9 protein-coding genes are annotated in these 13,411 nt (G+C 54.0%); 2 read left to right on the plus strand and 7 right to left on the minus strand.

Translation table 11 applies throughout. From position 1 onward, the window contains the following. The first annotated feature begins 298 nt into the window (after window positions 1-298). The gene (locus AC27KL_RS11555; RefSeq protein WP_487169755.1) at window positions 299-2,248 is read left to right on the plus strand and encodes a PAS domain S-box protein; all 1,950 of its coding nucleotides are present in this window, start codon (window positions 299-301) and stop codon (window positions 2,246-2,248) included. A 130-nt stretch (window positions 2,249-2,378) separates the two neighbouring features. Here the strand turns inward: AC27KL_RS11555 and AC27KL_RS11560 are convergent, their stop codons facing one another. The 4 genes from AC27KL_RS11560 to AC27KL_RS11575 form a co-directional block, all read right to left on the minus strand. Then, a complete protein-coding gene (locus AC27KL_RS11560; RefSeq protein ID WP_340998603.1) occupies window positions 2,379-3,173 on the minus strand; it encodes an alpha/beta hydrolase in 795 nt (264 codons plus the stop codon). Window positions 3,174-3,302: 129 nt separating this feature from the next. Next, a complete protein-coding gene (locus AC27KL_RS11565; RefSeq protein ID WP_212947764.1) occupies window positions 3,303-4,286 on the minus strand; it encodes an endo-1,4-beta-xylanase in 984 nt (327 codons plus the stop codon). A gap of 261 nt (window positions 4,287-4,547) precedes the next feature. Then, on the minus strand, window positions 4,548-6,083 hold the full coding sequence (locus AC27KL_RS11570; protein WP_340998600.1) for a glycoside hydrolase family 43 protein: 1,536 nt from the start codon (window positions 6,081-6,083) through the stop codon (window positions 4,548-4,550). Between the two features lie 17 nt (window positions 6,084-6,100). Beyond that, on the minus strand, window positions 6,101-7,921 hold the full coding sequence (locus AC27KL_RS11575; protein ID WP_487169756.1) for a family 43 glycosylhydrolase: 1,821 nt from the start codon (window positions 7,919-7,921) through the stop codon (window positions 6,101-6,103). Between the two features lie 182 nt (window positions 7,922-8,103). Here AC27KL_RS11575 and AC27KL_RS11580 point away from each other — a divergent pair, with 182 nt between their 5' ends. Further along, complete coding sequence (locus AC27KL_RS11580) at window positions 8,104-8,880, plus strand: helix-turn-helix domain-containing protein (RefSeq protein WP_036711550.1); 777 nt, start codon at window positions 8,104-8,106, stop codon at window positions 8,878-8,880. A 92-nt stretch (window positions 8,881-8,972) separates the two neighbouring features. Here the strand turns inward: AC27KL_RS11580 and AC27KL_RS11585 are convergent, their stop codons facing one another. The 3 genes from AC27KL_RS11585 to AC27KL_RS11595 are packed head-to-tail and all read right to left on the minus strand — an operon-like array spanning window position 8,973 to window position 13,395. Next, a complete protein-coding gene (locus AC27KL_RS11585) occupies window positions 8,973-9,920 on the minus strand; it encodes a carbohydrate ABC transporter permease (RefSeq protein WP_212947768.1) in 948 nt (315 codons plus the stop codon). Window positions 9,921-9,937: 17 nt separating this feature from the next. Then, window positions 9,938-10,846: a carbohydrate ABC transporter permease gene (locus AC27KL_RS11590; protein ID WP_036711547.1), complete on the minus strand. Its 909-nt coding sequence runs from the start codon at window positions 10,844-10,846 to the stop codon at window positions 9,938-9,940. Further along, entirely contained in the window at window positions 10,843-13,395 is a 2,553-nt protein-coding gene (locus AC27KL_RS11595; RefSeq protein WP_487169757.1) for a DUF5696 domain-containing protein, read from the minus strand. The genes AC27KL_RS11590 and AC27KL_RS11595 overlap by 4 nt, the downstream gene beginning before the upstream one ends. Window positions 13,396-13,411 lie beyond the last annotated feature (16 nt).

Consider the following 13,411-nt stretch of genomic DNA (forward strand, 5'->3'; position numbering starts at 1 on the left):
TTATATAGGAAGAAGACTGAAGAAATCCTGATTGCCTGCCGGCCTTTCGGGGTTTCTTTTTTTCTTCGCCCCCGATATGATGGAGCAAGTCTATAATTTTTGTCGCAATCCTGTATAATCGGAAATGGAGAGGTTCAAATTTTATGTTTTTGTTTATATCTACTTTATAAGCGGAATTATGATCTTTGGGCCATAAACGTTAGCTCTATGCTCTCCTAAGGGCAAATCAAACACCAAATCGCTATCCCTTAGGCGGAAACCCTAAGCGGAGTTACATATCGGGGGATGGAGGCGCAAAATGGAAAAATTACCGATGGAGGAGTACTCCTATTTGCAGCATGTATACCACAATGCTCCTTTTGGCATTGCCATGTTTACGCTCCGGGGGGTGCTCGTCAAAGCAAATCCGGCACTCACCCGTATCCTGGGGTATTCCTTGGAAGAACTGAACAAACAACGTTTTGACAAGCTGATTTACCCTGACGACCTGGAGCGAAACATCCGCCAAATCAGGACGCTGTTCGAGAATTATCCCAAACAGAACGAAATCGACGTCGAAGGCAGGTATATGCGGAAGAACGGGCAGATTGTCTGGGCATCCGTACATATATCCATCATGCCTGATCCGGAGGGGACTCCTCTCTATTACATCGTGACGCTGAATGATATATCCAAAGTGACGCTGAATGATATATCCAAAAATAAAGCCGCCGAACAAAAACTGCAGGAAACAGTTGAACGGTATACCTCCTTAAAAAGATATAACCACGATGCGATCATTTCACTCGACCTAAGCGGCAACATTTTGAACGCCAACACCCGGGCGGAGCAAATGACGGGCTGCCCTGTCAGCGAAATGGCCGGCAAAAGCATCGCTCGTTTCATCGGGGAGTATAACCTGCGGCGGGTTTTGCGGGAGGCGCTGAACAATCCGACCGTCGAGCAGGAGATCAAGACGATCCGGCATAAGGACGGCCATTTGGTCGAAGTCATTACGACGATCGCTCCGATCATCATCAACAACAAAAACGTAGGCTTCTATATCATCGCCAAGGATTTCACCGAGCAAAGACAGCTGATCATTGCCAAAGAACTTGCCGAAAACACGAACAAAGCCAAAAGCGAATTTTTGGCGATGATGAGCCATGAAATCCGCACGCCGATGAACGGGGTCATCGGAATGACGGATCTGTTGGAGACGACGACGGAGCTGGATGACGAGCAAAAGGAATATATCGAGATTATCCGCAAAAGCGGCGAAACCTTGCTGTCGATCATCAACGACATTCTCGATTTCTCCAAAATCGAAGCCGGGATGACCGAGCTTCAAGAAGATGCGCTAGACGTGAAGCAGTGCATTCAAGAAACTTTGGATGTGTTGTCCGCCAAAGCCAGCGCGAAGCAGCTGGAAATGACCTTCGCCGTAGACGACGACATCCCGGACCTGCTGTATGGCGACTCCAAACGGCTGAAGCAGGTGTTGATGAATCTGGTCGGCAACGCCGTCAAGTTTACCCTGCATGGAGGGATTTCGGTCAGCGCGAGAAAGCTCTACCAGGAAGGAGACCTGATCGATCTGGAGTTCAAGGTTTCCGACACGGGGATCGGCATTCCGGACAACAAGCTGGAAGCGATCTTCGAGCCGTTTTCCCAGGTAGACAACTTCATGACCCGCAACTACGAAGGCACGGGCCTGGGTCTGGCCATCAGCAAAAAGCTGGTCAACGTGATGGGCGGCAACATATGGGTTGAGAAAAAAGAAGGCCCCGGCACGACGTTCGTATTTACGGTTCTGCTGAAAAAATATCATCAGCCCCCCAAACAAAGCGCATGCGACGATCAGCTGGAATCGCTGCCGGACCCGCTTCAGATTCTGATTGCCGAAGATAATGAAATCAACCAAATCGTATTGAGGAAAATTTTAGAGAAGCAGGGGCATGCGGTCACCGTCGTGACCAACGGGCATGACGTGCTGCGGGCCGTGGAACAGGCATCCTACGACATCGTATTCATGGACGTGCAAATGCCGGGACTGAACGGACTGGAGGCCACCCGGAAGCTTAGGGCCACCGTGCCGAAGGATCAATGCCCGATGATCGTGGCGGTTACGGCCAACGCCCTGAAGGATGACCGGGAAATCTGCCTTGCGGCGGGAATGGACGACTATATCAGCAAGCCGATCAAAAGCAAACCGGTGCTTGCCGTGCTGGAGCACGTCATCCGTGAGCGGAAAGTTTCGAACCGATAAATGTCCCGGGCTCGAAACTGGCGCGAGCGGATCATCAACTGAGCGTAAAGCCGAAAAAGGCCGGTCATGGGTGAAAACCCATGACCGGCCTTTTTTGTCCGCTTCCTATATGGATGATGGTTTGATGGTTTCATTCGTCCCCGCTCGAAACGTCATGGAAAAGGAGCCGGCTAAAATAATACAGATCGTTTTTCCAAACCGGCCAATCGTGACCGCCGTCCTTGGTAATGTACCACGCGTGGGGAACTTCGTGCCGCGCCAAATAGTCGTGCGTCCGGGTGCTGATCGATAGGAGTTCGTCCCGGTCGCCGCATGAAAGCCATAACAGCTTGAGACTCGCCGACGTTTCCTTCGGGTTGGGGACGAGCAGTTCGGGTGCCTTCGTATTGGGGGCAGGAGAAAAAGCTCCAATCCATGCGAAACGGTCCAGATGATGCAGCCCGATATTCAAGGACTGACCCCCGCCCATCGATAACCCTGCAAGCGCCCGGTTCCCGCGGTCCGTGAACACCGGGTAATTCGATTCGATAAAAGGGATCAGATCGTGAAGCAAATCCGATTCGAACGTCTCGAATGCCCTAACCTTTTCGGCGCTGAAAACATCCCCCGTCGCCCGGTCGTCGGGCATGGCGCGGCCGTTGGGTAATACGACGATCATGGGCGCCAGCTTGCCGTCGGCATAAAGGTTGTCAAAAATGACCTCCGGATGCCCGTGGTTAAACCACTCCGCTTCATCCCCTCCTATGCCGTGCAGAAGATAAAGCACGTTATATCTCTTCGCATCGGAAAACCCTGGCGGGGTGTAAACCATCGTTTTACGGGAATTCCCGACCGTCGAGGAGAAATATTCCACCGTATTCATGTTCCCGCGCGTTACGTTTTCCCTAGGCCGGTCGAATCCGACCGGAGCCTTTTCTATCATCATCCCGATCAACCCTTTCCGAAAAGCGTTTTCATTGAAATGCCTTACAAAGGAGCATGAGATTCCGCACCTATTCGAACCCCGGGATCGAAAACCGTGAAAGCGACGTTGGTTTTGCCTTTAGGCGACTTTTCATATGGTTTCAAGCACCTTCCAATAAGACGGCTTGGGCTGATGCTTGATATCGAACAGGAAGGGCCAGTTTTTCCGGCCGCGCACAGGGAAATGGTCCAGCCAGGTATAATCGTCTGCAGCCCCCCAAAAAGTGACGGACGTGATATATTCGCTGTATTCCTGAAACAACCGGAAAAATTGCCCGTAACGTTCCGCTTGAAGGGCAAGCATCTCTTCGGTCGGAGCCGCGAGATCGGTCCGCCGGTCATCGAACGCAAACATGGAGACATCCAGCTCCGTAATGTGCAGCTTCAAGCCGAGGCTGGCATACCGTTCGATCGCTTGGCGGATATCGTCCACGGACGGATGATGCAGGCTCCAATGCGCTTGAAGCCCGATGCCGTGAATGGGGACTCCCTGCTCGAGCAACGATTTGACGAGCGCGTAAATTTTCTCCCTTTTCTCCGGTACGGCTTCGTTGTAATCGTTATAGAAGAGCAGCGCCCCCGGGTCCGCTTCATGGGCATACTCAAACGCTTTGGCGATGAAATCGTCGCCGATGATGTCCAGCCACTTTGAAGGCCGCAGCAGTTCGCTGCCGCTGTCGGACACCGCTTCGTTCACCACGTCCCAGGCATAGATATCTCCCCTGTAGCGGGACAAAACCGTGTCGATGTGAGATTTCATGCGGGCCAGCAGCGTCTCCCGGTCAACCGGGCTGCCGTCCTGATGTTCAAACACCCATTTCGGCGTCTGATTGTGCCAGACCAGCGTGTGGCCCCTGACCCCCATGCCATTGGCTTTGGCCAGAGACACCAGGCGATCCGCCGCTTCAAACGTATATTGATCTTGCGACGGATGCAGCCTTTCGAACTTCATTTCATTTTCGGCAGTCACGCTGTTGAAATGCTCGATCAGCAAATCCCGCTGCGTGTCCAATGTGACCGGATTTACGGCGGCCCCCACCAAGAAATGCTCTTTAAACGCTTCACGCAACCTCATATAAAACCAATCCCCCTCCTTAGCGGAAATTCCCAACTAGCAGCAAGCGACTTGCGGCACACACCTTCATCCCAAAGTCTAGCCGTCGCCTCGCCGCGAAACAACCTGCCGTCGACCGTGTCCTTACCCGGGAAAATATGATTCCCTGCGGCCGCAGACGGCGGCTTCCGAAAGAACATCATGTGCAAACAAGGACATTCCCGCGGGAACGTCCCTAACGATTTCTTGCACGATTCGAATAATATAAGCCACTAGGGCTCGTTAAGAGAGCACCTGGTATTGAAAATCGGAAAAGTCGGCCGTTCCCCCGATCTCGCGGGTTGAAAACAAAAACAGACCGATGCGGCAACCCATAAAATGGTCCAGCTTGTATATCATCTTGTGCGTAATCCCAAGCTGCTTCCAATCCGCCCCATCCCGGTAATAAAACATGCACTCGTCCGCGTTATTCACGAAATTGCCGGCCGCCTTGAGCGTGACGACGTCTCCGGAGACGGGAATTCGGGCGAATTCGGTGCCGGGCTTCTCGTCTACCAAATTGCCGAATATGGAACGATCCTGCGGCTCTCTCGCCAACATGACCAGATACGACCGGCCGGCTTCCTTGGTCAGGGCAATCAGGCCGTACGTACCGATCAGGAAACACAGTCCTGCGTAATCGCCATCCTTCAGTCCGCTGCCGTCCAGCGTGACCGTCGCTTCGCATGCCGGCCCCATGGCGCGCTGCGTCAACGTGTTGACCGCAAACGTCAAATTGGGGCTGAGCTTTCCGGATCGGATCCGGTAGACTCCCGGCTTGTCCGTTACGGACCATAATGCATCGTCTGGCGTATGATTCCACTGCCAAACATCCTTCAGGCGCACCTTGCCGCGCTCGTCCGGCGTGTAATGAAAGTCATCGCTTCCAACCAATGGCCGGTAGGAATAACCGGGTCTTGTGCTCGGCAATTCGATCATTTTAGGCGCTTCCTTGGGGAATACCGGAAAACCGTTCTCAAAACGCAGCGGAACGAGCACCGGAATCCGGCCGACGGCGCCATGATCCTGAAACAGCACGGCCACCCATTTCCCGTCCGGCGTATCCACGATGCCTCCCTGCGCAACGCCCGAATTAAAATACCCCATGTCGTCGTTAAAGACCTCTCCGCCCGTAAACTCCCCTTCCAGGGAATCCGCCGCAAAGCAGGCCTGCGTTCGGCGTCCCGCCGCCTTCGAAATATGGATAAAGAAGGCGTAATACCTGCCGTCGATCTTATAAAAGTGGGCTCCCTCATATCCGAGATGATACGGCTCGCTTTCTTTGACGATGATGCGGTTCAGCCCGCCGGGCTTGGGCCCGGATAGATCCTCCTTCAATTCGGTCAGGTGAATTTCGGCATTGCCGTAAATCAAATACGTCCGGCCGTCATCGTCAAACAAGAGGGAGCAGTCATGATAAAATCCTTCGATGTATTGTTTCGCCCATGGACCGGATACGGAATCTGCCGTGTACAGATAGGTTCGGCGGGTATCGTTCGCCACGAAGATCACATAAAATTTCCCCTTGTGGTAACGCAGAGTCGGCGCCCACATGCCTTGCCCGTAAATATGCTGGCCGTCTTCGAGCCGCTGTGCCGGCGTATTGTCCAATACGTCGTACACATAAGAAGCCACTTCCCAGTGAATGAGGTCGTACGAGCGCAGGATGACGCAGCCCGGCATCATGTGCATCGTCGTGCTGACCATATAGTACGTGTCCTCTACCCGGATCACGTCAAGATCCGGAAAATCGGCCCATATCATCGGATTTGGATACATGTTCTTTCTGCCCCTTCCTAGTCGCGTTTTACAATGACTTCGATCGACACCTCGGCCAAAGCCGGGTTCAAATCCCGCTCTTCCGTTAAATCAAGCACCGGATATCCGTCCATGCCGAAATGCACGCGGCGGATTCCGGAACCTCTGGGTTCCTCTACTCCCGGTCTGGCGTGGTAGACGTTCCAAGTGACGCCTTCATCATCGGTCACGTAGGAATTATGGCCGGGGCCGTATTCGCCGGGAACGCTTCTCGACGTCAGCAGCGGATAGTTGCCCTTCGTCCAGCTGCCGGGATTCAGCAGATCCGCATTCGCATCGGCGGTCAACAGGCCTACGCAATACGTCGCGTCGATCGCCGCGCTTGAAAAGGTTAAAAAGATCCTGCCGTCCCGGATCAGGGCAAACGGCCCCTCATCGACGAAGGTATGGTTATTGGCCCAGCCAAAGTCCGGCCTGGTCAGCAGCACCGGGTCGCTCGCCAGCCTCCACGGCTCTTTCGGATCCAATTTCGCGATATAAATCCAGGCTCCAAGATCGACGGGCACGAACTGCCGCTCCGACCAAGCCGCGTAACATTCCCCGTTCACCTGGATGACCGTCATGTCCAGGGAGATCACCTTGCCCGCCTCGCATAAATCGGTTCCGTCTCTCTTGACGACGCGCCGGGGCATCGACCAGTCTGCCGCGCAGGCAGGGTCCCCTCCCTCGCGGAGCTTCATCACGTGACACTCTTCATAGAAAAACTCGCCCGTCGTTGCCGCATGAAAAATGTACAGCTCGCCCCCGATGATATGGAGCTCGGGAGCCCACAACAGCCCTTTAATGTGATCATAGGTCTTAGTATCCAGAATTAAGGACTCGCTGGCCTGAATCAGACCCGATATCGTATCCGCTTCCCTGATAGATAAGGTTTGATTGCCGTCGGCGTCGTTGGTCGCGATGAAATAATACTTGCCGTTCCACTTCGCGATGCATGGGTCCGCCCGGTTCGCCGCGATCGGAAAGGCATAATGCTCCTGACGAACGGTTCCGTTCACCCGATAAGTCCCGGCCTGATCCCAGCGAACCGCCGCCGTGTCCCAGCCCACGGACTTGGGAGCCGTGGTGCCGTCGCTATATACCGCGGTCGCTTTGAGCGTCTTCAAATCCTCGGCCGAGTTAGCCGCGATCCGATCCGGAACTTTAATGGCGACATTCTCGGGAACCGTAAGCCGGCCTATGAGACGGTCCGCCGTTTCCCGCGGAACGCGGATCACGTTTCGGTGCTGCATGCCTTCGATGTCAGCCGATACGGCTTCCAGCGTAAACGCCTCCGCCGTTTCCGGGACACCTGCACAGGTAAGGTCAAAAAGATCCTGGACCCTGTTTCGGTAATGTCCCCCGTTTTCATTGCTCCAGCGGATGACGTAAGCTTGGCTCGATTCATCGTATTCGCAAGCGACATCGCTTACGTGAGCATCGCTTTGCAGATCGATCAGCCCGATTTCTTGGTACTGCAGCAAATCTTCGGAAGTAAAAAACAGCACTGCCCCTCGGCTCTCCTCATCCTGCTGGCCATCCGCCTCCGTCCGTACGGCAACGACGCCGAATGTTCCGTCGGCCATGCGGAAGAGATACGGATTTTTCAAGCTTTTGGCTCGGAGCGTTCCGTTCTCATTTTGGGTGGCCTTGGCGAACAAGACGCCTGAATTATGGTTCAAAGCCTGGAAAGGCTTGCCGTCCTCGCGATAGGCAAGATGCATGCTGAATGCCAGCCTGGGCGCATAAATCCGATCCTCCTGCGGGATGCGCGTGTAGCATAGCACCTCAATAAATTCGCTTTTCTTTTTTGGTATCATGGCATGGACCTCACCTTTAATTGATCATTTCAATACAACTACGTGAAGAGGGACTTTCTCCATTTCTTGTGATTCTATTGACTTTATATTGCGTTTACTATGAAATTATAAAATAGGATACCTCATCAAATGAATGATCTATGCTAACAGAAACTTGATCTATTCTACGATTGGAGATTGCGATGACCACATCCATTTACTATGTCGGATATGATGCCGCCCATCCTGGGGACTTTATTTACGACATTCCGGAAGGGCATGACTTTTGGCTGCTGATCCTGACGCAAACGCCGGCCGAGTTCTGGGTCCAAGGAGAAATCAGGGAATACCCGGCCAACTGCGCCGTTCTCTTTCCCCCTCGCCAAAAGATCATGTACCGCGCCTGTTCAGGCCCCTTTGTGAATGACTGGGTGCGGTTCGAAACGGACGAAGCCTACGTTCTGGAGACGCCGTTTCCGCGGGGCATTCCGATTCCGGTTCCGGATCCCGGATACTGCCGCCAACTGTTCCAGCTTCTCGCCACCGAAAATTTTTTCAGCTGCGATTACCGGGAACTCTCCATCGACTACCTGTTTCGGCTCTTGTTCAACAAGCTGCTCGAAGCTTTTCAATCCAAGGAGCATTCGCCGCATTACCAGAAACTATTGGATTTGCGCAAAGCGATCCATAACCGTCCCGGCGGCGAATGGAGCGTCCCCTCCATGGCCGATGACGTTCACTTGAGTCCCGGGTACCTGCAAGCGCTGTATAAGGCGACCTTCGGGATATCCTGCATGGAGGACGTGATCCAGTGCAGAATCCGTCTCGCCAAGGAAAGGCTGAGCCACGGGTCGCTCCGAATCGCCGATATCAGCGAGCTGTGCGGATACAAAAACGTCGAGCATTTCTCCAGACAATTTCGGCGCATCGTGGGCTGCACGCCCCGTGAATACCGGCAATCGGCTCATTTGCGGCCATGAGACGCTGCCGGCATGGCATGGCATAAAGAAGCGTCTTTCAGGTACCAAGCATTTACAGCTTGGTTCCGAAAGACGCCCTGAATGTATCAACGTTACCCGACGATGCCGGTCCGCTCGATGCTTTCCACAAAGTAACGCTGCACGAACAAATAAATAATGATCAGCGGCAGGATGGCCAGCAGGATGCCGGTATCCTGAACCATGCTCATATAGAAAGGATCCTTGTTGGTCGCGACCCCGCCCTCGAGCATGATGGAGAGGTTGTGCGGCAGCGATGCCAGCTGGGTGGACATCACTTTGCCCGACGTTAAATACGTGGTCGTAAAGAAGCTGTCATTCCACTGCCATACGAACGAAAACAACAGCACGGTGACGATGGCCGGAACGGCATTCGGCAGCATGATGCGCAGAAAGGTTTTGCCTACGCCCGCCCCATCGATGTAAGCCGCTTCCTCCACTTCTTTCGGAATGCCCCGGAAGAACTGCCTGAAAATAAAAATGTAGAGCCCCGCCTTCAGCGAGTTTGCGGTGACCGAGGTCAAAATGAACGGCCAGTACGAATCCAACAGGTTCACGGACTTCCCGGTCAGCAGCGGAATCAGTCCCATGAGGCTGAAATCCTTCAAATTCATGTAGATCGGGATCAAAATGGTCGTCGGCGGCACCAGAATGGTCAAAATGACGCCTCCAAAAAGCAAGTTGCTGCCTTTGAATTTAAGCCGCGCAAAGGCGTAACCTGCAAACGCGCAGGACACGGCCGTCAGGATCGTCGTCATGGCCGATAAGGTAAACGTATTGAACAGCGTATGCCAGTAGTCCATGATCGAGATGGCTTTTTTGAAATTGTCCAGCGAATAATGCTCCGGGATAAAGATGACGATCGGCGAATACAGGTCGCTTTTGTCCTTGATGGCCGTCGAAATCTTTTGAAGAATGGGGTACAGAATGACAAACGACAGTCCTGCCATCAGGACCAGCCGCACGACGGTCCACAGCCAGCGCTTCCAGCTTTCGAGCGACAACAAACGGGCGATGATCAACGCTGCTCACGCTCCTTCTATTCTTGATAGAAAATTCTTTTGGAAATGAAAAACGTAATGATGGACAAAATGACCATGATCGCCAGGAAATAGATCCAGGCCATCGCCGAGCTGAGGCCGAAGTTGAAATTCGTGAACCCCGTTTCCCGGATCAGCGTCGTCATTTCGCTCCGGGAAAACGAGTCGATGATCGTATAAATCACGTTGACCAGGATGAGCGGGCTGACCATGGGCAGCGTGATTTTCCAGAACGCTTCGTAACCGGTCGCTCCTTCGATCTTGGATGCCTCGTAAAGCTGGGGGGATACCGATTGGATCCCCGCCAGGAAGATCAAAATTTGCACGCCCGACTGGCTGACGATCTGGTAGATGCGATCCACGGCGCTGGTCAGGTACGCGACGACGTTTTCGCTGACGCCGGAATTGAGCATGATCCGCGTCAGCTCGCTGGTCCCCAGGCCGCTCACGGCGCCGCCGGCGTTCTGCTCGTTGATGGCTTGAACCAGGCTGGTCGTCTCCAAATTCGCGATCACCCCGGAAGCCAAAATGACCGGAAGGAAAAAGATCGATCTGGCAATGGCTCTGCCGACAAACTTCTGGTTCAGCAACACAGCCAAAAACAAGCTGAAAATCACGATGAGCGGCACGTTGATGACCATGTTGACGATCGAGGTCGTCAGCGTCCGGTTAAAGCTCGTATTGACCGTAAGGGCTTCCACGTAATTGGAAATGCCGATGAAGCTGATTTTCATGCCGTTTGCATTGGCTTCGATGGAGCTGAAGCTGTACCTTAACGAAGAGACCAGCGGGATCAGGAAAAAAAGGAGAAATCCCAGCAGCCACGGCAGCACGTAGATAAAGCCCCAGAGTGCCTTCTGTTCGGCGTACGTCCGCCGCTTCATGCCGAATTTCAGTATGGACTTCATGATTGCACACCACCCGTCAAATAGCTCTCGGCTTTCACCGTTCGGCCGTCCACCGTCACATCCGTGCGGTTATAGTTGACAATGACGTACGTGCCGTTTCCGTACACGGTTTTGAATACGCCTTCGCCAAGCTTCTCATGGCCCGTAATCGGTTCATTCCGGACCTTCTTCAGCACGTCGTTTACCTCGCGGTACATTGCGGCGGCCTGATCGATCCACTGCTTGTAATGGACGGCATACAGGTCGTTGTACTCCGTATCCTTCACTTTGTCGTTCGGTTCATGGATCCATTCGAAATATACGCCCGCTCCGTATTCGAGGCATTTCAGGATATACTGCCGCTCATCCGTATAGGTCGACAGGTTAAACGGACTGCCCGTGTAGTCGACGTACCCGCGAATGACCATTTGGTAGAACGGGATCTCCTCGTCCTCGATCTTGAAATGGCTGCCTGACATCGGCGCGTTCGTAATATCCGACAAAAATGGAAGCGCATAAACGTTGCCGCCGTCCGCCATGACCTTCGGATTCGCCTGCGAGAAGCTGCCCAGCGCCTGAATCGATATGCTCTCGGATTCGGTTCGATCCAGCTGAGCGTGCTTCCGGTAATCGCTGTTGAGCCGGTCGGCGAGATCCCGCAGCGAAATGCCGCCCGGCTGGTACTCTTTCAAGCCCTTCAGCACCGACTCGGCATAGGATAAGGTCAGCCGCGGGGAAACAACGTATGACGGCGGCTTATCCCGGTCCCTCCGGTTGAGCGCCTGATCCAGCGGATAAAGAGCGGCAGGAACGCCTCTCAACGTTCTGGCGGCATTCGCGTTCTCGTTGAATCCCTTCCCCGTATTTGCGGTCAGGACCGCAACGTCAGGATAGAAAGAAACCCCTTGTTCCCGGGTGAAGGAGATGAAGTTTCGCAAACCTTTGCTGCCGCCGACAGCCTTGTCGACCGAAACATGATCCGGAACCTCATGATCCATCCCGCCGTTGAACCAGCCGGAAAATTTCAGCTTAATATTGGATATGCCCCGGTTTTTCATCTGGTTGATGATGTCCTGCGACTGTTCGAACGTCGTGAGCGGTTCAATCGTCCGGTAAGGGATGCCGGCGACATGCTTCTGTTTGGCAATGCCGCCGACCAATTGCAGGTAAAACGGCATATGTTCCGCTTCCGCAGCCGGCTTCGGCTTGGGCAATCCGCCGCGATCTTCGAGATACTGCCGATAGTACCGCGCCAATCCTTGATAAGATGCTTCTTCTTTGTTCAAAAAAGCGTACCGGACCGTAAAATCCGATTTCGTCGGACGTTCCTGGAACCTGGGCAGCGTGCGTTCCTGACCGTTTGCCTGCAGCGACACATCGCCCTTGTTGACGACATTGAAACTTGGATACACATAGTTATAGCTGTTCAGCTTTCCGCTGATATCGGCATGGATCGTCGCAGCCGAGGCGCCTTCCTCGATGATGCCGAGCATCGCGCCGCTTTCGCGAATGATCCCGAACACCGGCAGACGAACCGCTTGCTCGTTCTTGGCATCCTCGATCGTCTTCATCGTCAGATCTTCCCCGTACACCGGTTGCTGGTAAGCGGGATACTGCTTCTTCCCGTTGTTGAAATGGATGAGCGCGCCGGAGCCGTCCGGCACGAAGATCGCCCCCTGCTCCTTGGAACTGCCGGCTCCAAAAAAGCTGAGGAAGGAAATGTTCCCGATCGGATAGGCGCTCGGGTATTGAATGCCGGATGCCGGAATTTTGGCGATTAGGCTGCCGCCGTCCAGGGCGTATTCGATCGATGCCAGGAAAATCCGCGGTTCCGGCTTTTCCTGCGTGAATTGCAGCTCCTCCATGTCTTTCATCAGGTCCTCTTCGGTATATCCTGCATCTTCGAATGCCTTAAAGGCACGATCGAGCTGCAGCCCGTTTAAGGCGCTGTCGTTGCGGACATACACTTTTTTGTCCGGATCCTCTTTGTAGGCGATTTTCAGCGCCCGCTGGCCCGTTTTGTCCAGCTTGCCCAGCATCGCCTCGATTCGTTCGCTGCTGAGCATCATCGGCAAATCGGCCGCCGATTTCACGGCCGTTCCGAACTGGTACGTGACCCTTACCCCGCTTGGGATCGGCTCGAATTTGATCTGCTTATGCGAGACGCTGTCGGTGAACGTGTTGATGGAATTCACCTGGCCGAAATTGTTGTAATAATCGATTTTCAGCTGGGACGAAAGGATGCCTTTATTCACCCCGGACGCAAGGGCATCCTTATCGCGTTCCGGCGGGTTGCTATACCACATCTCGCCGGATTGTTTATTCAGAACGGCGATGACGCCCGTTTGCTCATCCACGAACAACCGCAGCCGTTCATTTTCGGCCACGCCTTTCATGCCTGCTGCCCGGGCATCGGTGAAGGCGGCCTTCACGGGCTGGCCCTTGGTGAATTCAATGGCAGCCGGCGCATCGCCTGCACCGGAATGGACCGCGTTCGAACCGCTGCAGCCGGCCAGCGCGACCCCCGCGAGCAGTACCGGGAGCCACAAGGCGTTTCTGGCTTTACGCATGGTTTCTCCTCCTTTC

The sequence above is a fragment of the Paenibacillus sp. YAE3 genome, assembly GCF_057546105.1.

Coding starts and splice junctions, on each gene's coding strand:
- AC27KL_RS11555 (WP_487169755.1), top strand. CDS start 299: ATGGAAAAATTACCGATGGAGGAGTACTCCTATTTGCAGCATGTATAC.
- AC27KL_RS11560 (WP_340998603.1), bottom strand. CDS start 3,173: ATGATGATAGAAAAGGCTCCGGTCGGATTCGACCGGCCTAGGGAAAAC.
- AC27KL_RS11565 (WP_212947764.1), bottom strand. CDS start 4,286: ATGAGGTTGCGTGAAGCGTTTAAAGAGCATTTCTTGGTGGGGGCCGCC.
- AC27KL_RS11570 (WP_340998600.1), bottom strand. CDS start 6,083: ATGTATCCAAATCCGATGATATGGGCCGATTTTCCGGATCTTGACGTG.
- AC27KL_RS11575 (WP_487169756.1), bottom strand. CDS start 7,921: ATGATACCAAAAAAGAAAAGCGAATTTATTGAGGTGCTATGCTACACG.
- AC27KL_RS11580 (WP_036711550.1), top strand. CDS start 8,104: ATGACCACATCCATTTACTATGTCGGATATGATGCCGCCCATCCTGGG.
- AC27KL_RS11590 (WP_036711547.1), bottom strand. CDS start 10,846: ATGAAGTCCATACTGAAATTCGGCATGAAGCGGCGGACGTACGCCGAA.
- AC27KL_RS11595 (WP_487169757.1), bottom strand. CDS start 13,395: ATGCGTAAAGCCAGAAACGCCTTGTGGCTCCCGGTACTGCTCGCGGGG.